This window comes from Bdellovibrio sp. HCB209 (assembly GCF_047306065.1).
In the GTDB taxonomy this organism is placed as follows: domain Bacteria; phylum Bdellovibrionota; class Bdellovibrionia; order Bdellovibrionales; family Bdellovibrionaceae; genus Bdellovibrio.
The window spans coordinates 3,307,181-3,330,400 of record NZ_CP178618.1 but is presented as its reverse complement, the minus strand read 5'-3'; the positions used below and the strand labels follow the sequence as shown (position 1 = coordinate 3,330,400).

Annotated in this window: 21 protein-coding genes; 11 read left to right on the top strand and 10 right to left on the bottom strand. The window is 45.9% G+C overall.

Features of this window, described 5'->3' with window-relative positions; genetic code table 11:
- Positions 1-36: 36 nt before the first annotated feature.
- Complete coding sequence (locus tag ACLVWP_RS16135; protein WP_413558679.1) at positions 37-549, bottom strand: hypothetical protein; 513 nt, start codon at positions 547-549, stop codon at positions 37-39.
- Between the two features lie 342 nt (positions 550-891).
- Between ACLVWP_RS16135 and ACLVWP_RS16130 the strand changes: the two genes are divergently transcribed.
- Complete coding sequence (locus ACLVWP_RS16130) at positions 892-1,908, top strand: alpha/beta hydrolase family esterase (protein ID WP_413558678.1); 1,017 nt, start codon at positions 892-894, stop codon at positions 1,906-1,908.
- Here the strand turns inward: ACLVWP_RS16130 and ACLVWP_RS16125 are convergent.
- Positions 1,895-2,752 (bottom strand): hypothetical protein, encoded by an 858-nt coding sequence (locus ACLVWP_RS16125; RefSeq protein ID WP_413558677.1) that lies wholly within the window; start codon positions 2,750-2,752, stop codon positions 1,895-1,897. The two genes, ACLVWP_RS16130 and ACLVWP_RS16125, sit on opposite strands and share 14 nt — an antisense overlap.
- A gap of 31 nt (positions 2,753-2,783) precedes the next feature.
- Complete coding sequence (locus ACLVWP_RS16120; RefSeq protein WP_413561589.1) at positions 2,784-5,711, bottom strand: hypothetical protein; 2,928 nt, start codon at positions 5,709-5,711, stop codon at positions 2,784-2,786.
- 155 nt (positions 5,712-5,866) lie between these two features.
- On the opposite strand from ACLVWP_RS16120, the gene pal reads away from it, so the two are divergent.
- From pal to smpB, 6 genes are read left to right on the top strand one after another with little or no spacing between them, the layout of a single operon-like run.
- Entirely contained in the window at positions 5,867-6,367 is a 501-nt protein-coding gene (gene pal, locus ACLVWP_RS16115) for a peptidoglycan-associated lipoprotein Pal (RefSeq protein ID WP_413558676.1), read from the top strand.
- Between the two features lie 15 nt (positions 6,368-6,382).
- On the top strand, positions 6,383-6,694 hold the full coding sequence (locus ACLVWP_RS16110) for a DUF4398 domain-containing protein (protein ID WP_413558675.1): 312 nt from the start codon (positions 6,383-6,385) through the stop codon (positions 6,692-6,694).
- Positions 6,691-7,395, top strand: coding sequence for a tetratricopeptide repeat protein (locus ACLVWP_RS16105; protein ID WP_413558674.1), 705 nt, complete (start codon positions 6,691-6,693; stop codon positions 7,393-7,395). The genes ACLVWP_RS16110 and ACLVWP_RS16105 overlap by 4 nt, the downstream gene beginning before the upstream one ends.
- A 6-nt stretch (positions 7,396-7,401) precedes the next feature.
- Positions 7,402-8,439 (top strand): tRNA (adenosine(37)-N6)-threonylcarbamoyltransferase complex transferase subunit TsaD, encoded by a 1,038-nt coding sequence (gene tsaD / locus ACLVWP_RS16100; RefSeq protein WP_413558672.1) that lies wholly within the window; start codon positions 7,402-7,404, stop codon positions 8,437-8,439.
- Complete coding sequence (gene rsmA / locus ACLVWP_RS16095; RefSeq protein ID WP_413558671.1) at positions 8,436-9,260, top strand: 16S rRNA (adenine(1518)-N(6)/adenine(1519)-N(6))-dimethyltransferase RsmA; 825 nt, start codon at positions 8,436-8,438, stop codon at positions 9,258-9,260. Before tsaD ends, rsmA begins: the two co-directional genes overlap by 4 nt.
- Before the next feature lie 5 nt (positions 9,261-9,265).
- Positions 9,266-9,724 carry an SsrA-binding protein SmpB gene (gene smpB, locus ACLVWP_RS16090; protein ID WP_413558670.1) on the top strand — a complete coding sequence of 153 codons (459 nt, stop codon included), beginning with the start codon at positions 9,266-9,268 and terminating at the stop codon, positions 9,722-9,724.
- Here smpB and ACLVWP_RS16085 read toward each other — a convergent pair.
- The 3 genes from ACLVWP_RS16085 to ACLVWP_RS16075 form a co-directional block, all read right to left on the bottom strand.
- Positions 9,721-14,265: a beta strand repeat-containing protein gene (locus ACLVWP_RS16085; protein ID WP_413558669.1), complete on the bottom strand. Its 4,545-nt coding sequence runs from the start codon at positions 14,263-14,265 to the stop codon at positions 9,721-9,723. The genes smpB and ACLVWP_RS16085 overlap by 4 nt on opposite strands.
- Positions 14,262-15,392, bottom strand: coding sequence for a LysM peptidoglycan-binding domain-containing protein (locus ACLVWP_RS16080; protein ID WP_413558668.1), 1,131 nt, complete (start codon positions 15,390-15,392; stop codon positions 14,262-14,264). Before ACLVWP_RS16080 ends, ACLVWP_RS16085 begins: the two co-directional genes overlap by 4 nt.
- Before the next feature lie 236 nt (positions 15,393-15,628).
- Positions 15,629-16,288 carry a hypothetical protein gene (locus tag ACLVWP_RS16075; RefSeq protein ID WP_413558667.1) on the bottom strand — a complete coding sequence of 220 codons (660 nt, stop codon included), beginning with the start codon at positions 16,286-16,288 and terminating at the stop codon, positions 15,629-15,631.
- Positions 16,289-16,426: 138 nt separating this feature from the next.
- Between ACLVWP_RS16075 and ACLVWP_RS16070 the strand changes: the two genes are divergently transcribed.
- Positions 16,427-17,122, top strand: a complete 696-nt coding sequence (locus ACLVWP_RS16070; RefSeq protein ID WP_413558666.1) for a hypothetical protein — start codon at positions 16,427-16,429, stop codon at positions 17,120-17,122.
- Positions 17,123-17,156: 34 nt separating this feature from the next.
- On the opposite strand, the gene ACLVWP_RS16065 is transcribed toward ACLVWP_RS16070, so the two are convergent.
- Genes ACLVWP_RS16065 through ACLVWP_RS16055 form a run of 3 tightly spaced genes read right to left on the bottom strand, consistent with a single transcriptional unit; the run spans position 17,157 to position 18,996 of the window.
- A complete protein-coding gene (locus tag ACLVWP_RS16065; RefSeq protein ID WP_413558665.1) occupies positions 17,157-17,825 on the bottom strand; it encodes a flagellar brake protein in 669 nt (222 codons plus the stop codon).
- Positions 17,798-18,700: an SAM-dependent methyltransferase gene (locus ACLVWP_RS16060; protein WP_413558664.1), complete on the bottom strand. Its 903-nt coding sequence runs from the start codon at positions 18,698-18,700 to the stop codon at positions 17,798-17,800. The genes ACLVWP_RS16065 and ACLVWP_RS16060 overlap by 28 nt, the downstream gene beginning before the upstream one ends.
- Positions 18,697-18,996: a hypothetical protein gene (locus ACLVWP_RS16055; protein WP_413558663.1), complete on the bottom strand. Its 300-nt coding sequence runs from the start codon at positions 18,994-18,996 to the stop codon at positions 18,697-18,699. Before ACLVWP_RS16055 ends, ACLVWP_RS16060 begins: the two co-directional genes overlap by 4 nt.
- 155 nt (positions 18,997-19,151) lie before the next feature.
- Here ACLVWP_RS16055 and ACLVWP_RS16050 point away from each other — a divergent pair, with 155 nt between their 5' ends.
- The gene (locus tag ACLVWP_RS16050; RefSeq protein WP_413558662.1) at positions 19,152-20,363 is read left to right on the top strand and encodes a hypothetical protein; all 1,212 of its coding nucleotides are present in this window, start codon (positions 19,152-19,154) and stop codon (positions 20,361-20,363) included.
- A 51-nt stretch (positions 20,364-20,414) separates the two neighbouring features.
- Here the strand turns inward: ACLVWP_RS16050 and ACLVWP_RS16045 are convergent, their stop codons facing one another.
- Positions 20,415-20,930 (bottom strand): MarR family winged helix-turn-helix transcriptional regulator, encoded by a 516-nt coding sequence (locus ACLVWP_RS16045; RefSeq protein ID WP_413558661.1) that lies wholly within the window; start codon positions 20,928-20,930, stop codon positions 20,415-20,417.
- Positions 20,931-21,054: 124 nt separating this feature from the next.
- Here ACLVWP_RS16045 and ACLVWP_RS16040 point away from each other — a divergent pair, with 124 nt between their 5' ends.
- Entirely contained in the window at positions 21,055-22,353 is a 1,299-nt protein-coding gene (locus ACLVWP_RS16040) for a TolC family protein (RefSeq protein WP_413558660.1), read from the top strand.
- Positions 22,354-22,356: 3 nt separating this feature from the next.
- A complete protein-coding gene (locus ACLVWP_RS16035) occupies positions 22,357-23,217 on the top strand; it encodes an HlyD family secretion protein (protein WP_413558659.1) in 861 nt (286 codons plus the stop codon).
- The last annotated feature ends 3 nt before the right edge of the window (positions 23,218-23,220 follow it).

Sequence of the window (23,220 nt, the reverse complement as noted above, 5' to 3'; positions counted from 1 at the left end):
AAAAAAAGGGAGCTTGTGGCTCCCTTTTTAGAATCTTTATTTTGAACTCTCTTTGATGAACAAAGTTAGATAATGGCGAACCATGTATTCCAACTTCACTGGTTGGTTTTGGTAAGTCCAAACCAATTCACCGAAGGCGCCCCATTTTGCTTCAACGATATGCTCATCCATTACATTCGTTGTTGTTGCCTGAGCATCAGCAGCGCCTGGAGTAGGGATATAGTTTGTACCGATAAAGTTAAAACGAACGCTGATTTGTCCCGGACCTTTTAATGAGAAGATCATTTTAAAGCCGTTACGGAACAACATAAAGTCTGCGTGAGTTTTAGCGATACCGTAAATTTTGATACGGCCTAAAGCGGAAGGCTTAAGTTCGTTAAATGCTGAAGATGAATCTACAAATTCAGTTTTTAGAGCCAACAGAAACTGGATCGTTTCGCCTACAAGAATCTTGTCAGCATCGAAGCCAAAACTCATATCAATAAGTCCGGACTCTTCCATCTGTTGTTCAGCTTTCACAAGTTCTTTAATCCAGCTGATTTTTTCCATTGATGTTCCCCCCAAATACAATTCGCACCAATCCTAGGAGCTAGTTGTCATTATCTTTAATAATTTCGGGGGGATCAATCTTTGTCAAGACCGACGGGTTTGGCTCGCCGCGACGCAAGGCTTCCAAGCCCCAGCGAGCGTCTCTCCGCCAGCCTCGAAGTCCCCCTGGGTTTTTCGCGACTCGGGCATCGTGCCCTCAGGCCGCCGCCGCCTTTGGCGGTTCGCGCATCCTGCGCCGGCGGAGGTCGCGAAAATCCCAGGGGGCCTCCGTGTCTGGCTGCGCGCCACTCGCTGGGGCTTGGAAGCCTTGATCGCTGGTTGGTGGGTTTGTAGGATGTGGGGATGAAGAAGAAAATTATTTTTTTGTTGGCGTTGGTTTTTGGGTTTTGGGGTGGAAGTGCTCGTGCCGGGTATTTTCGCGATAAGATGAAAGAGCGGATTATTGAGAAGCAGGCGGCTAAGCCGGCGCCTGTGGTGACGGGGGATTCTTCGGTGAAGATTGAGAAGGCGGGGGATTATACGTTTTCTTTTTCTTTTGGGGGGATGGAGCGGTTTTATAAGGTTCATGTGCCTGCTTCTTATAAGTCTTCGGTGGCTATGCCTTTGCTTTTTGTTTTGCATGGTGGTGGTGGTGACATGGAGATTCAGGCCACTGACAAATACTATAAGCAGATTTCTAAATCTGAAGCGCAGGGGTTTATTGCGGTTTTTCCTAATGGGTCTTCGCAGTTTAAGTCGGGGAAGCTTGCTACTTGGAATGCGGGGAATTGTTGTGGCAAAGGGCGTGATCTGAATGTGGATGATGTTGGGTTCATTCGCGAGGTTTTTAAGAAAGTTTCTGCGCAGTTGAATGTTGATAAGCAAAAAGTTTTCGCGGCTGGTATGTCGAATGGGGGGATGATGTCCTATCGTTTGGCTTGTGAGGCTTCGGATATTTTTAAGGGTATTGCTGCGGTTGCGGGGACGGATAATACGAAAGAGTGTCAGCCTAAGAATCCTATTTCTGTTTTGCATATTCATGCGAAAGACGATGACCATGTTCAGTTCAATGGTGGAGCTGGGGAGAAGGCCTTTAAAGATAAGTCTCAGGTGACTGAGTTTGTGTCTGTGCCTAAGACTGTTGAAAAGTGGGTGGGGTTGGAGTCTTGTGAGGCAAAGCCTGCAAAGGTTTTGGAGAAATCTGGGGCTTATTGTGAGCGCTATAAATGTAAAGCTAGTTCTGTGCAGCTTTGTGTGACTGATAAGGGTAAACATTCATGGCCGGGTGGTACTAAGCCTCGAGCTGGCTTGATGGGTGGTTCTCCGTCAGAGGCTATTTCAGCGAACGATGTTATGTGGGATTTCTTTAATTCTCTTTAAAGTTTAATTGGAAAAGGCGAAGCGGTGGTGCTTCGTCTTTGTATCTAACTAATTGCAGAGGTGGGATGATGACTGTCTCTGCTGTCTTGGTGATTTTCACTTGAGAGGCTGTGCCCTCTATCTTTAAGCCTGGAATTGATTTTACAAAATCGAAGAATGGAATATTGGTTTCTCCGCTGCGAACGGATGTTCCGTAGGGAGTCATGAGTAAATACAGCTCTCCGCCAGTGTTCATCATGTCGATGGTTTTTTGTAGGGAAACTGACAGATTTCCTGTGTACGACAGCACTCCGTATACGTCTGTCACGACGTCGGCTTTTTTCCAAGTATGTGTTGGTTGCGACTCGAAAGCGCCTTCGTGGACTTGCAGTTTTCCGTTGTATGATTTGGGGCTGAACCAGCGGTCTAATTTAAACGCGACGGCAGATACAAAAGCGGCATCGGTGTTTTTGTCGAATGATTTGATGTAATCAATTTGAGCTAAGGCTTTACCCGCTCCGAGGTCGACCCAGTGTTGGTTCGCTGAAAGCTTAGTGATTGAGTTTTTAAAATCAGGGTGAAGTTCGCGGGCATAGTCTTCAAGATGGCGGTTGGTGACGAATTGATTTTTAGCCACGCGGTCGGTGATCAGGAGCTTTTGTTCTTGGAATACTTGGGCACATTTCGGGGCTTCTGATTGGGCTAATGCGGGGGAGCTTAAGATGATTTCACTCAGAGCCAAAGCGAAAACAAGGCCGTGTCTCAAAATGAGACTCGCTGTCGAAGTTCGCAAAGAGATGCCGAAGAAGGGCGCGCAGAGGCGGGCCCATTGGCTATCAGTTTTAGAGCAAGTGATTTTCTTCATCTTGCTCTATGAAAGTTCAATTAATGGGCCACTAGAAACCTACGATTTGCATCGAGGTTTGGAAGGTCGTTTCAGAGCCGCCAGGGGCGTCGAAGGCCTGATAAACTCCTAGGATAAAGCTCACCGGGGCGATGAATCCGATCGTAGTTTCTAGGTGAGCTTCTGCTCCGGCACTCCAGAAACTGCGTTTCATGTCGGTGGCGTTATAGACGACATTTGATGTCGCGTTGTTAACCAGGACACCGTCTGTGGCTGCTCCATCAACAGTTAAGGCGCCAGTGACTCGGCGGAAGAAAACCGGCGTTGTTCCTGGTCCCTTATAGATCGTTGAAATCGGGAAGCGATACTCGCCCGTGAAGTTCGCCATGTTTCGGCCGTAAATCTGCCCGCGTGCATAACCACGTAACAGGTATTGCGGCAGGGGACTGTCTTGGGAGAGCACGATATTTTGAGTCGAGGCTCCGTAAATGGAAGGAATTCTTTCTGGAGTATACATCCCGTTTAAGCGCAACATGATCGCATGATGTTTCGGTAAATAGCGAGAGGCATACACTGTCGCACCGGCAGTGAACTGTGAGTGATGAAGGTAGTCTTCGTGTTGAACATAGTTGTAAGCACCTAGATACGCACTGCCACCGGACTCAGGCGAAATCTGTGCACCTGATTTACTGTAGTTTGTGTACGACAGGTAAGCGTAAGGACCTGTGCGTTTCGTCATCGGAGTTGTGGAAAGCTCCACTTCTCTTTGGAAGTATTGCCAGCCTGCTTGAAGACTTACATAACGTGATAGCCAAAACATATCTGGTAAAACCGCTGCGGCATAAGACGTGTCGGTCATCTTGTTGTCGACCGTGCCTAAATAGCTGCTGCGAGTGTAAGCGCTGAGCATAAATGGCAAGTTCGTTTGTTGATTGACGTAAGATCCATCAATCCCACCGCGATTGATCGCCGTATCCCATGACGCCACGATGTTGTAAGAATGTTTTTTCAATGGATCGAAGCCCATGGTGATGGCTTGTAAAATTAGACCCGTATCACTTGAGGAACCTGCAATGAAGGGCACCCAAAAACGAGGCCACAAATAACCACCTGAGGAATAATCCTCAACATGACCTTGATTGACCGCTGCTTGTGCAAGGGCATCGTAGTTTGTTTCATCGACAGATGGGTAGCGGTCGCCCAGTAGGGATTCGACTTTGGGAAGCTCTGTGGGAGTTGCCTTCCAGTCTTGAGATTTGTAGGCCACCACTTTTAAACCTTGAGACGTCATGGAAGTCGCGAAAAGCTCCTGCATAACCGGGTCAAGGTCTGCCGAGAATACAGACGTCAAAGTGTGAGTCAACGGTTTTGCAGATTGTAGCTTGTCGTCTGCAACATAAATATTCTGAGTTCCATTTTTACTGGAAGTGAAAATCAGACCAGCAACTGTCTTTTTAGGAAAGCGAGCATCTGGAAAATTCGGAAGTATTTTGTAAAGCTGTCCTGAGGAGAGCTTGTAAGTATGCAGATATTCGTTGCCGTTTTGGCGCAAAGAAAACACCAAGGTGTCTTCATCCCAAAAGATCGGATAGGAAATACGATCCATCATAGGGGCTGCATAAAGTCTGCGAACTTGCTTATTGCCATTGGACAGATCTAAAAGTGCTAACTCTGTTTTGCCGCCTTCAAGTTTTACAAAGATGATCTTTTGTCCGTCAGGAGAAACAGAGGGCTCTCGGGCACGAAGTCCACGAGTCAGCGACGAGGTTTTTCTTTTTACTAAATCGAATTGGAACAAATCAGAATAGCGTTCTACTTTGTTGGTCACGTCGATTTTGTCATAGACGATTTTTTGCGAATCCGGGAACCAGCTGATTCTTTGGATACTCCCTGAAGGAGGTTCGTCCATAGTCAGAGTAGGGGAGAAATTTTGATCGAACTTTTCAATAGTGTCGGTTTCTTTCGCATCCATGAAACTAGTTGAAGTATTCTCACGCACGATGATTTTAATCGAGCGATTGTTCGAGTCATCTTCAGTGACAACGGCCATGCGTTTGCCATCCGGGGAAATTGTCGGTGCCGTTAGGAATAAATAGGCATTGCGAAGCTGGATAAACGGAGTTGGTAGGACCTCACGCAACGTTTTTAACTGAGCTTCGGCGCGTGTTTGAGTTTCAGTCAGGGCTTTCGCGTATTGAGCCTCATACTCCATTCCTAAATTGTCTTTGGCTGGAGTTTCGATGAAGTAAGGAATGCGGCGGCCGTGTCTTTGATTCAGGCTATCGATCACTTTGTCGCCTTTGTCGGCCAAGATCTGACTCCACATCAAAGAACCGAATACATAGGGTCTCGCCCCCTCAGGCCATGTTGGGATGCTTTCATTGATCTCTGCGATTGGATATTTGAATAAAGTTTGATCCTCCACCATCGCGCGAATCATCGAGTCTTGATAGGAGGAGCGCAGGCGGCCTTTGTGGCCTAAGCGCGTCTCCATCTCGACCGCTAGTCCTTCCTTCCACCAATTTGGTAAAAGCAGATTTGGTGCAATGACACTGCCGAAGACCGCGCGCAATGGAACCATGATTCCGCCCGCAGGTTCAAAATTCAGAATGTGCGTGTATTCGTGAGCTAAAAGTTCGAAAGCCCAATCGCCCGTGTCAGCTAAGCTTTCCTCAGGTCCCGGTAAAGCCGGGTAAGCCATGATGTGAGGGTAAGGCAGGCGAGTGGCGTAACCGTTGGTGATATCGGTTTTGTCGTTGATAACAACCACGGTTTTCTCTGGAAGTTCACTAAAGTAAAGACGTAGCTGGTAGTATGCGCGCTCTAGTTTTTCAGCATAGAGACGACCAAGGTCCGGCTGCTCTGCATTATAGACAACTTCGAAATGTTCCGTGTGCAGAGTCTTCCATTTTATCGACGGTTGTACTTCCCATTGTGCAAACACAGGGGGAGTTGCTATTAAAATGGACACTACAAACATCAGTCTAAATAAAAAAAGCTGCATATTTCCATCTCGGTATTTAACAGTTACAGCAACGCAACACACTTTAAGAAAGCAAAGGTTTGACAATGAGCTGCTATAAATTAAAGTTTTTACTGTTAATTATAGCTATTCGAAGTTCGTAGGAGGACATCATGATTCGTAAATTGGCTCTAGGTCTTGTTGCATGTGCAATGGTTGTTGGTTGTAAAGGTAAACAAACTAATTCAGATGCAAATATCTCAACATCTCCAACTGGTAACACAGCTCTTGAATCAACGCCGTTGAGCTTTGATCCAGCTGGTTCTGATTCCGGTAAAATCGATGGTCTAGTAACTGTTCATTTCGGTTACGACAAATCGAGCTTGGATGCGAATTCTAAAAAAGATATCGCTACAAACGTTGAGTGGATGAAAAAGAACGGTAACGTGAAAGTACAAATCGAAGGTCACTGTGACTCTCGCGGTACTATCGAATACAACGTTGCTTTGGGTGAGCGTCGTGCTAACGCAGTTAAAGCTTACATGGTTTCTTTGGGTATCAACGCAGATCGTTTGAGCACTATCTCTTACGGTAAAGAAAAACCAGTTGCTACTGGTGATTCTGAATCTGCATGGTCTAAAAACCGTCGCGCTAACTTCGTTCCTGCTCAGTAGTAGGAAAGGTGTGTAGTGACGTTGGCCAGATTATTCATCGGAGTTTTATTTTTTTCGGTGATCGTCGGTTGTCAGACTGTTCCTGCACCCATTGATGAGTATTCACTAGCACGGGCTGCCATTGAGGCGGCCCGTTCTGTTCAAGCCGCCCGTCATTCGCCAGGTTACTGGCATCAGGCTGAAGAAGCCTACCGCAAAGGTCGCGTTTTCTATGACGACCGTGATTTCGCCCGCGCCAAAGAACAATTTGTAAGAGCCCGTTTTGCTGCTGAAAAAGCAGAAAACTCAGCTCGTTTGATTCGTCAAAAGACCGGAGACATTCTATGAAGTTACTTCTTACGTTCGTTGCTCTTTCTGCTTTCCTGACTGGCTGTCTGCAAACTCGTAATGATGTTCGCGATAACGAATCAAGAAATGTAATGCAACAACAAGTCTCCACGATGCAAAGAGCGAATGCTGATACAGGCAATCGTTTCTCTGATATCGAAGAAAACATGCGATCTTTAAATGGTCGTTTGGATGTGGTTGAAAACAACCAACAAAACACTAATCTTCAAAATCAATTGAAAGCGACTCAACAACAGAACGAAGCTTTGTCTAAAAAAGTCGATGTTTTGCAGGACGCTTTATCCAAAATGGAAACTCAAGTTTACGCTTTGAATGGCCAAGTAAACGCCATCAATGCAAATCGCCAGGCAGCTGAAGCTGCGGCAATCGCTGCTCAAGAAAAAGCGGCTGCAGAAAAGGCCGCTGAAAAAGCTGAAAAGGCAAAACGCAGTCCTTATGATGTCGGCCAAGAACATTTCAATAAAAAGGAATGGAAACAGGCTATCTTGGCTTACCAAAAATACCGTGATGAATCTCCGAAGGGTGCTCACTTTGCTGATGCAACCTACAAAATCGGTGTGGCCTTCCAAGAATTGGGCATGAAAGACGAAGCTAAAACCTTTTTTGATGAGGTTTTAAGCAAATTTCCTAAGTCAGATGAAGGCCGTCGTGCTAAGATTCGTTTGAAGGGTATGAAATAGAGCCAAGTGATTGAAAGAGTATTAGCGATAGAAACCAGTTGTGATGATACCTCAGTTGCGATCGTAGATCGCAGCGGATGGGTGCATTCGGTGGTGTCCGCCTCTCAAGATCTTGAACACGAAGCCTACGGCGGAGTGGTTCCTGAAATCGCAGCTCGCAATCACTCCATCGCCCTGATTCCTCTGATCGAGGAAGCCTTTAAAAAAGCCAACATGAACTGGTCTGATATCCACGGTATTTCGGTAACGAATCGCCCGGGATTGGTCGGCGCATTGATCGTGGGATTGGTAACAGCTAAATCTTTATCTCAAGCTAAACATCTTCCGTTTCTTGGTGTGAACCATTTGGAAGGTCATTTGTTAGCGCCTTTCCTTAAAGATGCCCAGTATGCTCCGCCAGAGGATTTTGATTATCCGTATGTGGGGCTTGCGATCAGTGGTGGTCACACATCGCTTTATCACATCACAGCTTTAGGTGAATACCGCGTGCTGGGAGCAACGAAAGACGATGCTGCTGGCGAGTGCTTTGATAAATTTGCGAAAATGGCAGGCCTTGGATTCCCTGGGGGAGTCAAGGTCGATCAAATGGCGAAGCAGGGAAATCCGCACGCTTTTGAATTTCCGCGTAGTATGATTCACGATGATACTTTTGATATGAGTTTCTCTGGTTTGAAATCGTCGGGCCAAAGAATGATTCAGCAATTAGGACCTGAACAAGTGAAGGCACAATTGCCGGATCTGTGCGCTTCTTTCCAAGAAGCGATTGTTGATGTGCTTATTGCTAAATTGGACCGTGCTGCCAAAGTCTTTAAAGCGAAACGCGTGATCTTAACAGGTGGCGTGAGTGCGAACTCTCGTCTGCGTGCTCGCGCTGAAGAGTGGGCGGCGAAAAAAGGTTTACGCCTGGTAGTTCCACCTCTTCGCTATTGCACAGACAATGCGGCAATGATTGGTTATGTGGGTGCGCTTCGCATGGCCCGTGGCGAATCTTCGCAAATTGATTTAGGTCCATCTCCTCACGCTCTTGAATCGGATTTCAAATGAGTTACGCCCGCGAACGTTTAAAAAAAGCTCAGGATCAACTGGGCATCGAGGCTAAAAAAGCCTTGGGACAAAATTTCTTAGTTAATGATGTCGTCATCAATCGCATCATTGATCAGGTAAAAGCCTTTGAACCCGAAGTGATGGTTGAAGTGGGACCTGGTCCCGGTGCTTTGACGGATTTACTTTTGGAATTGAATATTCCGATGCAAGTGGTGGAGCTAGATCGCGAGATCGCGGCCTACTGGCGTGGTAAAGGTCTGACGGTTCATGAACAAGACGCTTTACGCATGGACTGGTCACAGTTTTTCAGCGACAAAAAATTAGTCTTTGTTTCGAATCTTCCGTACCAGATTTCTTCAAGCATCGTGATTGAACGCTCGATGGAAGACCACGGTGTTCAGCACATGGTTTTGATGTTCCAAAAGGAAGTCGCACAAAGAATCAAAGCACCTGCGCGTGACGAGCACTATGGTTTACTCAGTGTGATCGCTCAAACTTTCTGGAGCATCCATATCGTGTCGGAAGCAGGTCCCGGGGATTTTGCGCCTCCACCGAAGGTTGCCAGCCGCGTTTTGGGCTTTACCCGCATTACAAGCGACGTAAAGAACCATAAATCGTTCCTAATCTTCGTTAAAATGGCTTTTGCCCAGCGCCGCAAGCTTTTGAAGAAAAATTTGGCTGGTATTTTGGGTCAAAGAAATGTAACTCAAGAGCAACTGATAGAGTGGATCAAGGAATTGGGTTTCCCTGAGACAGCCCGTGCCGAGGAGTTAAGTCCTGCGCATTTCGTTAAGCTCTATCACAAGTTTGGATTTGAGTAATAAGCATGGCCGGAAACATTCTGATCATTCAGGAAAATAAAAAAGCACGTTTCGATTTCCATATCGTGGAAACTTTCGAAGCGGGCCTTATGCTTATGGGAAGCGAAGTAAAGTCTTTGCGCGCGAAAGACGTGCAGCTAAAGGACTCTTACATTTCTTTCCGTGGCAATGAAGCCTACCTGCAGAATGCCCACATCGCTGAATACAAAGCCTCTAGTTATAACAACCATGCACCAGAACGTCTGCGCAAACTTTTGATGAACCGTAAAGAGCTTGATGAAATTCAAGGGGCTTTGTCTGAAAAAGGTTATTCCTGCGTGCCTTTGAAAATCTATTTCAAAGACGGTCGTGCAAAACTAGAAATCGCCTTGGTAAAAGGTAAAAAGACCCACGACAAGCGTGAGTCTATCAAAAAGAAAGACGTCGAAAGTCAGCTGCGCCAAACCATGCGCCGCGAACGTTAGTATTTCTTACCAGTCACGCTGATGCTGTCGATTTCGCACGGTGTGGTTCCATCTGAGTTCAGATATGATCTTACTCTCAATGTCCCAGTGCCTGCTGTTGCCACGAAGCTTGGTAGGCCCGTACTGATTTGTGTGGCCGTGCTTGCTGTTCCATAGCCAGAAGATGTCGCCCACACAGTACCGTTGTAATAATAGTATGTCGTCCCATCAGAGCTCAGGGCGTATTTATCACCCGTACAACCAACGCCTGAACTTGGTGTTGCAGAGAATGTGTTGCCGCTATCAAAAGCTTGGAACGCAGAAGTTACTGTGGCACCAGTTGCTGTGACAGTTGGTTTTGTATTGTCATAGCGATCTGGTCCAGCCGTCACGCTTTGCAATTCTGGAGAGCACTCTGCCGCAGCAGAATTGTAAGTACAGCTTGTTGTTGTGCTGTCGCTGTCTAAGAATGCGCGGTACTGAAAGAATCTGTTGTTTGTTACGCTCAATGAACCAAACTTACTAAAATTCATTGCAGGGCTCGTACCCAGTGTTGGGGCATTAGTCAGGCTGTTGTCAGTTCGATTGTAGTTCTCAGAGAAATAAGTGTCGACTGTGTTATCGGGACCTTTCCAACCAAGACCACTGGCAGAGTTTTGATCAGAACAGTCTGCGTTCGTACAAGAACGCACTTGATATCTAATTCTGTTTGCAGAACGTCGATATAGATCTCGCACTTCGGTCGGATTTAAATATCGAGACCAAACAGCAAGTTCGTCTAAGAACCCGCGGTATCCACCAGCACCAGAGCCATTGATAGTTCCGATGTAAGCTTGATAGGATCCAGCGGCGTTCAGTTTCGTATTTGTACATGTACCAGTAGGCTCGCCATCTATGTAAAGCTGAATACAAGTTCCATTGAACGTCATAGCTACGTGTTGCCAGACGTGAGTTCGGATGTCTTGAGTAGAGGAAACTGTGACTGTCGAGCCATCATTGTAACTGGATGCGCTGAGTTTGTTATTTGGACCTAATCCAAATACTAATGTTTCCCCTGGTGATCCGCGATGGAAAGATATAATCGGCGAAGACGTGTAAATCTGGTAAGGGGAGACCCATCCTGAAATTGTCAGAGACTGGTTGTCTGAGGCGATGAAGGTATTGCTTGCGGAAGTTCGAGCATAGTCAGCATTCGTCCCTCCGCTGCCGTTACCAATGTATAACGTGTTATTAAATTTGGGACGCTTCGTATTTACTGAGACTCCGGAGCTACTGCGAGATGCGTGATTTGAATTGCCAGAGGAGTCTTTAATCTCATTAGCGGTTCCATTGTAAGAAGTTTCATTGAAATGCCAGACTGCTTTTAATGAATTACTCAAAGATGTCGTAACAGCGGAATAATTAGGATTGCTTTCGCTATCGCCAGAAATCTCTTTGCCAAACGGTAAAGTCGTCTTAGGCAGAAGAGCAGTCCAAGATGTGTTGGTAGATCCATAAGTTTGAGCATCCATAACTCGTGAATCAAATCGTCCCGTGGATTTAGCAGTTTGATTTGCAAAAATGGCAGCAACTTGAGTTTCAGTTAAAGCTGAATTCCAGATTGCGACTTCGTCAATATAACCTCGGTATGTCTGACTGGCCGTGACTCCTCGTCCGATAGTCAACGTTCCGTTAACCGTTGTAATATTGCTGGATGTGCCCGCTGGATTTGAATGCACTCCATTACGGTACATAACGCGATTCTTCGCAACTCCATCATAGGTCACCATAAAATGCACCCAGCGACCATTGTCACCCGGCTTGTAGTCAATATAGCTGGTAAGCGCACTGGCTCCGATAAACGTAAACTGAGAATACTGCGACGGATAACCAACCCAGAAACCCTCATTGTTCACATTGTTTCCATAGCCGATCGGGTACTGCCCGCTGCCATCATCATTCATGTAAATCCACATGGAGATGGAGAATGAATTATTGAAATATGGAATGTTAGAAACGGTGAGGTAATTCGTCGAAGTGATTTCGACACCTTGACCAATTTTTCCTGATACGAATGAAGCAGAACCCGAAGTTGCAGTGGCAGTTCTGCTGCCAATCGAGTCTGTAAGGTTTCCGTCAAATTTATAATAAGCGACCAAGCTACTCCATTGAGGAGTCCAAGAGCTGTCCAGTGAATTGGTATTCGTGCTGGAGCTTAATCTTAGAGCATTTCTGGATGAATCCCACTGTACGCCGGTGAGATTAGCGACAGGGAAATCTGCTTGTACGCTGTCCGTTTGCGGCGATTTATTTAAAACGGCAAAGTCATTCGTCAAAGATGTTCCCGTTGAATTGCTGAAACTGTAGTTTGCAGCAGTGCCAGATGTGAACGGAATGTTCAAAGTGAAATTCTGATAAACGGCACCAGACAATTCATTCGTAGAAACGATAGAACCGTAAGAGTTCGAAGCTTTCACGCGGAAGTAATAAGTAGTGCCCGCAGTTAAGCCTGTTACCGGAGCTGGGTTGGCAACTCCTAAAATACTAGAAGCATATGTTTGAGAAGCCGTGTGCGTCACGGTATCGTAAAGAAGATCATACGAAGTCGCACCATTTGAAGTTGCATAAGCAACTGATGTTCCGCCCACAGATGGAGTCAAAGAGCTTACCGTAAATGCATCTAATGGAATTGCTGAAGCCGCTGCCGTGGCATCCGTTGAACCAGATACGTTCGTTGCAGTGACCATCACATAGTAAGTTGTTCCACCATTAAGACCTGTAATGTCGTATGGAGATGTTGCAGATGAAGATGCCGTTGTCGTGTAATTACCTGCAGAGGTTCCGTATTTCACAGTGTAGCTAGTTGCATCCGAGGAAGCACCGAACTGCACTCTTAGTTTACCAGCCTCGACAACGCTTAAGCTAGAGATCGCGAAAGTTCCTGGAATCGCTGGTGCGATATCAAAGGAGCTTGAAGTATTAGAAGTCAAACCTGTAGCACTCGCAACAAGAGTAAACCCTGTTCCGGCTTTACTGACTGAAAGACCCGGGAATGAAGCCGAGCCGCCAGTCGCTGCAACAGTTTTAGTCCCGTTCAACGTTGCCGTTGTAGGGTTGTTACCAAAGGCAACAGTGATATTACCAGTAAACGACGTTGCTGTATTTGCGTTAGCATCCAAGGCACGCACAACCAATGTTGTTAGTGTTGATCCTGCCAATGTATCTGAAGGGCCTGTGATAAAAAGCAACTGAGTCGCCGCACCCGCAGAAACTGAAATCGAAGATGATGTTACTGTTGGTGTGCCACCGGATTGAGCCACTGTTAAAGTTTGGCTGCCCGCAGTTTTAAATGTGAACGAGAACTGTTTTGTTCCAGCATCGCCAGAAACGAATGTGTAGTTTGCAGGCAGAGTCGGGGAGTTTACATCTGAGGAACTGAATTGAATAGTTCCAGTGTAATCTGTTTTAACGTTATTGAAAGAGTCGCGCGCCGTCACAGTTGTCGTGAAGCTAGTGCCAGCCGTTGCACTTGCAGGAACTCCTGAAAGCAATAAGTTATTGATTGCACCCGGAGTAGCTGTCGCCGCAAAACTAACCGAAGTCGTTGTGCCATCGATAGTTGCAGTTCCGCTGTATGATCCCGTTACTGTTCCAATCGTCAAAGCAACACTTGCAAGACCACTGGAGTTTGTATTTGTTGAAGCAAGATTCAGTGAGGAGTTACCAGAAGATGCCCAATTGACAGCTTTACCATTAATCGGATTGGCAGCAGCATCAGTCACAAGAACAGTCCATGCTGAACTCAAGCCATTTCCGACAACAGCAGATTGATTGTTACCTGCGGAAATCGCAATGACTGTTGCGGCACCAGGATTTACCGTCACTGTTGGTAAAGTGCTAGTGACAACTTGACCTGCAATCGCAGCACGAATCGAAGTCGCTGTACCGGATTTTACTCCAGTGAAGGAAACGGAATAGGTACCATCGTTATGATCGGTCACAGTACCAAATGTTCCAGTGCTCACTCCACCAGTATGGCTGAATGCAACTGTCATTCCACCTGAAGTCAGGGGATTTCCAGAAGTGTCATAAGTATGGAAGGTCGCAGTAACAGCAGATCCTGATGTCACTGTTGCCGCGGAAACACTTACATAGGAATTCGCTAGGGAATAGTTACCAGGAAGGATTGTGACCTGAACTGTGGATTTCGTAACAGGAACACCATCAATTGTGGCGCTCAGTGTTCCGGCCGTACCTGCGTTAACGCCAGTCATTGTGGCCGTATAGGTACCATCATTATTATTAGTAACTGTGCTAAATGTAGCAGTACTAGTCCCACCAGAGAATGAGAAAGCAATTACCGGATTGATGTTAGGAATATGGAAAACATTTCCAGAGGAATCACGAGTCGTCAAAGTGACAGTCGTTCCAGTTCCCGATGTCACAGCCGTAGAAGCAGCAGAGATTGTACTTTCACCAACGGATACAGAGACTCCGGCCAGAAACCCGTCCTCAATTTTTGAGCCGGGTTTACAAGCTGCAACTGCCATCATGGTGATTGCGAGGAGTATCTTTTTCATCATTTGTCTCCGCCGAAGATGTCAAATCCGTAGATGAACGATCCATAGATGTTTTGTTCATCAAGCTGAATGAAAGAAGTGTCTTGTTTGCGATAACGAAGCCCTACTTGCAGAGCTAGTGAGCGTGAGCCCTTGTTGCGCTTCACATAGAAAGCGCCGCCATAAGCATAGCCACTTTCAATATCATAGGAGTCTGTTGAAGAGCTGCCTAAGTAGCTACCATCAATCAACACCCCCAGAGATGTAGAGCCTTTTCTGAAGAGTGCCAGATCTAATCCAACTCGTGCCTCAGGAACACCAACCGTGTCGGCGAAGACTTCGGTTGAAGACAGACCATGCACGAACAGTTGTTGGCCATAGATAGCGTCAAAGTAAAGATTTGTATTTTTAGACAGAGCAACTTGTCCACCCAAAGAAACTTTTGAAAGAGTTTGGGTTTCGTTAGCGATGCGTTTTGTCGCGCTTGTCGAAGACATGAATTCAAGATGGCGGAATGCAAATTCTAAATGAGTTTTAAATTCTTCAGTCCAATCTTGTTCAGCCGCGATTGAAACGACAACGTCGTGATTGGTGTAAAGACTTGCTTTGCCTGTAGTGGTTTTGTCGACCGCTTCCAGAGTAGTGAATTGGTAAAGAGCAGAAACCTTAACACGTTGGTTTACTTCCTCTTCCTCAACTACAACCTGTTGCGGCTTAGTCGGGGGAGGAGGAGTAGCGATAGATTTCTCAGTCGTTGGCGTAGGAGCTGGAGCTGCAACTTCTGCTTTCGGTGCTGGAGCAACTGGTTTTGCAGGAGGCTCTGTGACCACTTTTGCTGGTTCAGCAGGTATAGCTTTCTCAGCTACGCTTTCTTCTGATGAAGGCATACGTAGTTCTGCATCCGCAGGAATGAAAATTTCTTGGCCCACGTAAATGTGCTGAGCCTTAACTACGTCAGGGTTTAGGTCTAAGATCTTTTCAAGATTTTCGTTTTCACCGTAAGTGTGCCCGCCACGGATACGATCGGCGATATGGGATAAGGTGTCCCCACGCTGTACCACGTACTTGCGCACGGAGATCGCGGGAGCAGCGCTCGCTGCGCTCGTCATCGCGAAAATCAGTGTGAAGGTAAAACGTGCGATAGCTTTCATTCCGGTACGTCCCATTTCAAAGCGTTGTAAAAGTTCTGTTAATGAACTCCTCGGCGACCCATGGGAAACCATGAAGTAAATTGGAGTTATTAATGCTCTCCATTGCTACTTTTTCATGAAAATAGACTAAAGTGCGGTGGAGTCAGAAATAGCGACTCAGAATAAGAAAAAAGCCAGCAATATGCTGGCTTAGAGATACATAGATGGATGTTTTAATTTAGATCTGCAGTCGAGTTTTAAGAGACGCGACGACGAGAATTAAGCTCAACAAGTTCTGTTGGAGTGTCGTTGGAAATGAATTCTTCCTTGATACCCAGACGAGACCTTTTCTCTGCAAGGAGATGTTTCCAAGCTGCGTAAGCTTCACGATTTTGCGGATCGATGGAAAGTTTCTCAAGCAGTTTCAATTCAGTTTCTGTGTTCGCCTTCAAAGCACGATAGAAATAATCGTAAGTCATTGAAAGATCGCGGAAGTCGTCTTCTTGAGGAATCACGTAGTCTTCGATATGCCACTGACCGAGCATCAATTGATGCATGTGGTTTTCCATCTTAATAAGAGGAGCCAGTAAGTTTTTGGTCATTCGAATACTTAGGAACAGAGTAACACCAGCGATGGCAACTAGACTTGCCCCTAGGAAAACACGCAGCCACATCATTTCGCGCTCAAGATGCTCCACCAAACGTGGTTGTGTATCATAAGCCAATGTTTTGAAAAGCTCGTAGTTTTGAGAAATAAAATAGTAGGCTGGAATAAAGAATAAAAGAGCACCGCCAGCAAAGGCTGTGATCATGTACCAAGAGTACTTGTACTGAAACGCTTTATTTAGGATGAACCTTTTTCGACCATTTCCGTGGGGAACGCGTTGAGGTTCAATAACTCTTCTTCCGTATAGCATAGTCACCTTATCGGTGGGTTGAGTTTTCCTTCGAGTCCAATTATTCTCAAAAAAAGACAAAACGCACTGAGGGGGACATTTATGAGAGTAACATGCGTCACAAAGATTAGGCTGTCCGGTTTTATTAGGACATTGGTCGTGGCGGGAGCACTTCTTCAGTTCGCTGGTCTAGCATCAGCTGAGGCTCAACAGTCAGCGCCTATCGTGGATGACAAATATTCTTTGAAAGCTGATCGCGAAGCCATGGATAAGCTGCGCGAAAATATCCCTGCAGAAAAGCGCGCCGAGAATGACGAAAAAGCCTTCATGGATCAGATGATGACCGACATCACGAAGAATCCCTCGGAAGTTCGCAGTAAATTTTCATCAATCATGAGTAAAAAGCGCGATGCTTTCAGCAAAGATATGACTAAAACCCGCGAGGCCTTCACGAAAAAACAATCCGAGGAGCGCAATCAGTTCACGACAGGGCAGACTAAGAGCCGCGAGACATTTGCTAAGGAAAAAGGTCATACCTCACAAGAGCGCACTGATTTTTATTCTAAGCTCGATGCTGAACGCAAAGAGTTCTATTCAAAACAAAAAGAAAGCCGTGATTCTTTCGAGGACGAGACTAAAACGAAACGTAAAGACTTCGATGATTACGTTCGTGGCAAAACAGATGAGTTCAACCAAAAGCACCGTGAATTCACTCAGCGCTATCATGACAACAAAAAGAACTTAGAACTTCAGAAAAAACAGGCCGCTGAAAAGAAAAGAAACCTAGAAAAAGATCTCGATAAAGAATACGAAGCGATCAAAGCCAAACCAGCAACACCGCTCGGCACAGAATAAAGGTACGTGCTTACCTGCCTAGGTAAGGCCGTACCTAACGGCGGAAGACTTCTTTGTGGATTTCTAGTGTGAGAGCAAAGAGGTTGTTTTCTAGAATGGGGGAGAGGCCCGAGAATTCGAGGCCCACCATCTGACTGCCATCTTCATTTTTAATGTGACGAACCTCTGCGCTCAATTCAATGGGCGCATTTTTTTTAACTGAAAGATGGCCTTCAAGTTTATCACCGGATTTTAAAGGTGTGGTGATACCTTTTTCGATCAATCGGCAGCCTTGGCTAGAAAGGTCGGCCAAGCGAGCATGGATTTTTACCGGAGATCCGTTGATTTCAGTCACATCAAAATAAATCGGATAGCTTTCAGGAATGCGCACGCGATAGTTTTGGCGGCGCTGTAAATGAAAGACTTCGGGTGGCAATTGGAATTGGCAGCGGTTTTGATAAACAGTGGCTTTCGCTTCGAAGTAATACTTCTCTCCACCTAAAAAGAAATAGCCAAGGAATTCTTCGCCATTGGCGAGGGTTTCCTTGGATTCAAGCAAACACTCCAAATGCTTAGATTTGGAATGCCAGTGAACCGCTTTAAGTTTTACTAGAGTTTCGGATTTACCTTTGCACAGGACTTCGCCCAGAGCCGAAGCAAGATCTATGAAGAGCTTAACCTTCTCGTCCTCGCGACTTACTTTTTTGAAGATTTCCTGATCCAAACGGTAACCTCGTGCTTGTTGTGATGAAGATGCAGAACTTGTGCATTCTCCAACGCCTGAAACTTTTTAAGAGTTTCGAAATCGGTGCCACCTTGAAATTTTATAGTGCAAACGAAGTTTTGGCAAAGTCCTGAACTCTGCCATTCTAAAACTAGCTCTAAGAGCTTCGCTGGATAGCAGATGATGTCTGAAAAGAACCAATCAATGGCCCCAATTGTTGAGGGCTTCACATTAAAGGCATTGGTCTTCATAAACTGAATACGTGGCAAACGTGCGATCTTTTCATCCAAAGGGGCGCGGTCGATACTGATAACATCGCAACCCATTTGCTGAAGCACCCATGTCCACCCACCCGGGCAGCTGCCGAAGTCGACCACTTTTTGGCCTTTTTCCGGGCGAACTCCATAGACAGTGAAAAGCTCCCAAAGCTTTAAATAAGCTCTGGAAGGAGGTGTCGTCTTATCCTCATTAAAGGCCACGGCCCCTAATGGAAAAAGCGAGTTGGTTTCGCTGGATGCGATCAAAGTATTTTTATCAATAAGAGTCCATGCCCCAATAGGGTCTTTCGGCAATGGACTTAAGAAATCCATCACACGAGGGCGAGGTTTTGGTAGCTGATCTTGGATCAATTGAGCGCGGCGATGATTGTCGAAAGAATAAAGAGCCCATAAAAGGCCTCGGCTTTTTAAAGCCTTTGCCGCCTGAGTAACAGATTCGAAAGGGATGATTTCAGCGTTGGTCCAAATGTTTTGGGCCCACACAGAGGTCTGGATGGGCCCATCAGTTAGAACCAGGTTGCCATGAACTGCGACGATATTTTTAAGTTCGGCCTGCAGTTCAGGCAGGAATTTTTCTGGTGCAAGATAAGCGATCATGCCGCCTTAGTTGCCACAGCTGGAGTAAGAAGTCCACGACTGTTCCAAACATTCATAGCTTCTGCCCAGAACTTTTCTTTAATTTTCACATCTGCAGGTCCTAGTTTGATTTTAGGGAAATCCTGCTTTTCAAAGTGCTCAACGAATTGATCTACACCACCAGCACGAACGACTTTCATCATTAGGTTGAAGTGAGTTTCTGTGAAGGCTTTGCCATCCACGAACATTTTTCTAAGACCCGATTCTGGGGTGTGAGCTAGGAACTCATAAAGACCGGGTACATCGTATTGACTCATTCTGATACTCCCTTTTTTGGTTACATATCTATTATCGGATTTTGGAAACCGAGCTTGAGTGTTTAGTTATTACCTTGGTCCAGAGAAGGTCTAGTTCAGGTCCAGTCTCGTCGAGGGCGCCTTAAGTCCTAAGACCTAGTTCCGATCTAGGAGGCATGACAAACACAAACACTACTAAAATCTTGTTGGCAGCTTTGATCACTCTAACTATTAGCAATACAGCGTTTGCCATGGCAAAAAAGCCTGTTGATTCTGGTTCGGACGACACTCCGACTACAACAACGCCGACGCCTGCACCGACGCCCTCGACTCCGACAAATCCGGAGCCACCGGCAACAACCGGGTCTATCGTCCCTGAAGATTTCGATGTTTTCACGGAAGTCGCAGGTCCAGTTGGTAAACTAGTAGATAGCATCTACCAGACTTACCGCGAGTTGATCCCAGCGCGTGATCAATCACTTTCTTATAAAACTGATAATACAGATATGAACTTGGATACTCGTTATCGCTTTGCAGATCGCATCGCTTACGCGGTTGAGCTGAAAATGAGTCCATCTAAAGCAGGCTTAGGCTATGTAGGTTCAGCTTATGGTATGAGCAGCACGGAAAGCACATATCTAGAGACAAGTTTGATTTCTCATCCATTGTGTTCTGTGTCTTCAACGTCTTTGACTAAGACTTTGAACAGCGGAAAAGTTCCATCAGCAGCTGTAATCACTAAGATGAATACTTTTGCTAATAAGATGAATGAGTACCGTCGCGGTGCTTTGAATGGTGATCGCACGTCTTTCGTAAAAGCTACAAAGCTTTGGACGAAGTTGATGATGTGTATGTCTTATACAGAGTCTTTGACGTCAGCAGACACTTCGACTTCTAGTAAAGTAGCGACGAAGTACGCGCCATCAGGTTACCGTCGTCCAGCAGGGGTTTTGTTCTATGAAGACCCATACCAAGACGCAGCTTCAAAATTGAATATCGGTTTGTTCCAATTCACTCCGACAGCAAGTGGTAACGTGCAGGCGTGTATCCGCGAGTGGAATAAGCTTTACCCGAAAAACACAATCAGCACGTCAGCTTCTCAAGCTGAAATGATCCGAGTGTTGGGAAGTGCTATGCAAAGCTTCAACTCTTTCTGCGGTATCGCGAAAGTGACGGGGATGTTTGCGGTGCAAGTTAATACATCTAAATCCGGCAATACTCATCCATCGAATTTGCAAGCGAATGGCAGCCTGAAACTTCCGACAGATCGTTGCGTGAGCCCGCACTTTGCGGCAGGGAAATCATACAATCACTTCGGTCCATTGCAGAACTCGACAGGTTCGAACTTGAACGAAGTTATGAGCTGCACTCTGAACGGCGAATACTAATCCCGGAGTGCTCTAGCTTAAAAAGAAAAAGCCCGATTGCTCGGGCTTTTTTTATTTCATATTTAGAAGGCCGATGTTCTGAGACATCTTAGCCAAGATCTCGTTGAGCATTTTCTGTTCTTGCTCATTGAATTGACCAAAGAAATTTGTAAGTCCTGTGTACCAGCCTGGTGCGATCTCTCTTAAAACGCCCTCGCCCTTTTCAGTCAGTTTGATAACGAAAGAGCGTCCGTCTTTTTCATGAGTCGTGCGAGCCACGAGTTGGGCTTTTTCTAGACTGTTGATAAGGCCTGAGATTGTTGCTTGAGTCACTCCGACTTTTTGCGCGATTTCAGAAGGCATCAAGCCGCCTTCAGCTTTTCTTAAAATCATCAATAGAGTGTAACGCCCTGGAGACAAGTTCCACTTCGCAAAGAAGTTATCGAATTTAGATTCCAAGTCGGTCGCAACTTTTCTGAACAGGAGGTGCGTATAAAGTGAGGCTGTATCAGCAGTCGGGCAGAGCTCCGCCGCGTTTTGCTGAAGTTCTTCCTGAGAAGGAATTGTTTGAATAAATAGCTTAGCCACTTTGGCCTCCGATCGAGCAAAGTTCATATTCAATGAGACACCATTTTGGGGGTCTATTGACAATTGTTAGTCGCCTAATTATATTAATTAGGTACCTAACAAAAATCAAGATAAATGGTGAAACATGAAAAAGAATAAGGTCGCAGCAGCTCTAGTAGTTCTTCTCTGTGCTCCGATGGCGGTGCATGCTGAAACTCTTTCACTCGAGGATTCATTGAATCTAGCGACTGGTGGCTCTCCGCAAGTGAAGCGCGCTGAAGCCGCAAAAGACGAAGCTAGCTGGAAAAAAGTTGAAGCATACTCTCAATTCCTTCCGCGTATCACTTTGGGAGGCACTCACTTACTCGATGAGAAGTTCATGATCCAACGAGTTTCGTTAGGTGGGCCTCCAACTTCTATTGAAATGATTCAGCCTTACACGATTTGGTCTGCTCGTGCAGAGTGGTTGGTGTTTGACGGACTTGCAAACTTTGATCGCTACAGTTCAATGACTTACGGAGCAAGTGCCGCAGAGAAAGAAGCTGACTGGGCCAAGTTTCAAGTGACTCAAGAAACAAAAATGAAATTCTTTAAAGCCTTAGCGGCGATTGAACTTGAGAAAGTTGCTAATCAAAACGTGAAAACCCTCGAAGACCATTTGGATCGTGCAAAAGCTTTCCGTAAGAGTGGTGCAGGAACTAACTTTGACGTTTTGCGCGTGGAAGTTCAGTTGAATGAAGCACAATCAGAAAAATTAAATTCAGAAGATAACACGATCTTGTCTCGTCAGAACCTGTTGGTAGGACTGGGAGTTGATGATGCTGGGCAATCTCTCGCGGGAGTTTTGCCAGTTCCGGAAGCACAGAAGGTCGCAAGTCTGCAAAAGCCATCTAAGATTGAACGACTTGATTATCAAGCCATTGCGGATCGCGAGATCTCTGCTCACAAAGCGTGGCTTGCAGCTTACAAACACTGGGTTCCTAAATTCACAGTGTTTGGTCAAGCAGACTACTACAACAACATCAGTAAAGGTCTTCAGGATCAGGATTTCAATAATGCCTACACAGTGGGTGTGAACATGACCTGGAATGTGTTTGATGGATTTGCTTCTTCAGCGCAAGCGGCTCAAGCCGATGCTCGCCAAGTGCAAGCTCGCGAGCTGACTCGTCAGGCGAAACTTAAAGACAGTTATGATTTTGATTTCTGGAAACGTCGCTACTTGTACTCCGCAGCTTTGTACAAAGCTAAAACAGTAGACGTGCAAAAAGCCCAGGAAAGCGTTCGTCTGGCAACTCAGTCCTTCAAAGCAGGAACTCGTACGAGCTCTGAAGTTTTGGATGCAGAGCTTGATTTGTTCAGAGCGCGCGCAGGTCTCGTAAATGCTCAGGTGAGTGCCGCCGAAGCAATGGTGAATTTAGAATTGTCCCTTGGGAAGGAACTTTAATTTATGACGAACATTAAGAATAAAAAGAAACAATTGATGATCGGTGCGGGCGCGGTGGTTGTCGTAGGTGCCGCGATCTTCGGGTATTACGAATGGTCTCATGTATCGACGGACAATGCGCAGATTCAGGCGCACACTTTGATGCTTTCGTCTAAAGTTCCGGGAATCGTGATTGAAGTTCTGGTGAACGATAATGAACAAGTCAAAGAAGGCCAAGTATTGGCTCGCATTGATTCCCAAGACTATAAAAATAATGTGAAGCAAGCGGAAGCAGACCTAGAAGGTGTGAAAGCAAAACTTCACGACGCTGAAACAAACTACAAACGTATGGCCGATTTGCTTCGCCAAAACGTAGTGTCTCGCGCTCAATATGATAATGCCGAAGCGACTTTCCGTGAGTTGAGCAAACGTGTTCAAGCGATCCAAGCTCAGGTTTCAACAGCTCAGCTCAACGCGAGCTACACAGAAATCAAAGCACCTAAAGACGGTCGCATTGCTCGTAAATCAGTCGAGCCAGGTATGGTGATTCCTCCGGGACAACCTCTGTTTGGTTTCGTCGAGGGCAGCACTCGCTGGGTGATCGCAAACTTTAAAGAAACTGAAATCACGCACATCGAAATGGGTAAACCGGTAAACATCGAAGTGGATGCTTTGCCAGGAAAATCCTTCCGCGGTGAAGTGGAAAGCTTAAGCCCAAGTACGGGTGCGGTTTTCTCTTTGCTTCCACCGGACAATGCGACGGGTAACTTTACTAAAGTGGTTCAGCGTGTCCCAGTTAAGATCAAGCTTTTGGATTTGAGTGAAAAAGATATCGAGAAGCTTCAAGCAGGATTGTCTGCAAACGTATCTGTAAAGGTGCACTAATAC

Excerpts from the sequence above, each read along its gene's own strand:
- ACLVWP_RS16135 (WP_413558679.1), bottom strand. The coding sequence starts at position 549 with ATGGAAAAAATCAGCTGGATTAAAGAACTTGTGAAAGCTGAACAACAG.
- ACLVWP_RS16130 (WP_413558678.1), top strand. The coding sequence starts at position 892 with ATGAAGAAGAAAATTATTTTTTTGTTGGCGTTGGTTTTTGGGTTTTGG.
- ACLVWP_RS16125 (WP_413558677.1), bottom strand. The coding sequence starts at position 2,752 with ATGAAGAAAATCACTTGCTCTAAAACTGATAGCCAATGGGCCCGCCTC.
- ACLVWP_RS16120 (WP_413561589.1), bottom strand. The coding sequence starts at position 5,711 with ATGTTTGTAGTGTCCATTTTAATAGCAACTCCCCCTGTGTTTGCACAA.
- pal (WP_413558676.1), top strand. The coding sequence starts at position 5,867 with ATGATTCGTAAATTGGCTCTAGGTCTTGTTGCATGTGCAATGGTTGTT.
- ACLVWP_RS16105 (WP_413558674.1), top strand. The coding sequence starts at position 6,691 with ATGAAGTTACTTCTTACGTTCGTTGCTCTTTCTGCTTTCCTGACTGGC.
- rsmA (WP_413558671.1), top strand. The coding sequence starts at position 8,436 with ATGAGTTACGCCCGCGAACGTTTAAAAAAAGCTCAGGATCAACTGGGC.
- smpB (WP_413558670.1), top strand. The coding sequence starts at position 9,266 with ATGGCCGGAAACATTCTGATCATTCAGGAAAATAAAAAAGCACGTTTC.
- ACLVWP_RS16085 (WP_413558669.1), bottom strand. The coding sequence starts at position 14,265 with ATGATGAAAAAGATACTCCTCGCAATCACCATGATGGCAGTTGCAGCT.
- ACLVWP_RS16080 (WP_413558668.1), bottom strand. The coding sequence starts at position 15,392 with ATGAAAGCTATCGCACGTTTTACCTTCACACTGATTTTCGCGATGACG.
- ACLVWP_RS16075 (WP_413558667.1), bottom strand. The coding sequence starts at position 16,288 with ATGCTATACGGAAGAAGAGTTATTGAACCTCAACGCGTTCCCCACGGA.
- ACLVWP_RS16060 (WP_413558664.1), bottom strand. The coding sequence starts at position 18,700 with ATGATCGCTTATCTTGCACCAGAAAAATTCCTGCCTGAACTGCAGGCC.
- ACLVWP_RS16055 (WP_413558663.1), bottom strand. The coding sequence starts at position 18,996 with ATGAGTCAATACGATGTACCCGGTCTTTATGAGTTCCTAGCTCACACC.
- ACLVWP_RS16050 (WP_413558662.1), top strand. The coding sequence starts at position 19,152 with ATGACAAACACAAACACTACTAAAATCTTGTTGGCAGCTTTGATCACT.
- ACLVWP_RS16040 (WP_413558660.1), top strand. The coding sequence starts at position 21,055 with ATGAAAAAGAATAAGGTCGCAGCAGCTCTAGTAGTTCTTCTCTGTGCT.
- ACLVWP_RS16035 (WP_413558659.1), top strand. The coding sequence starts at position 22,357 with ATGACGAACATTAAGAATAAAAAGAAACAATTGATGATCGGTGCGGGC.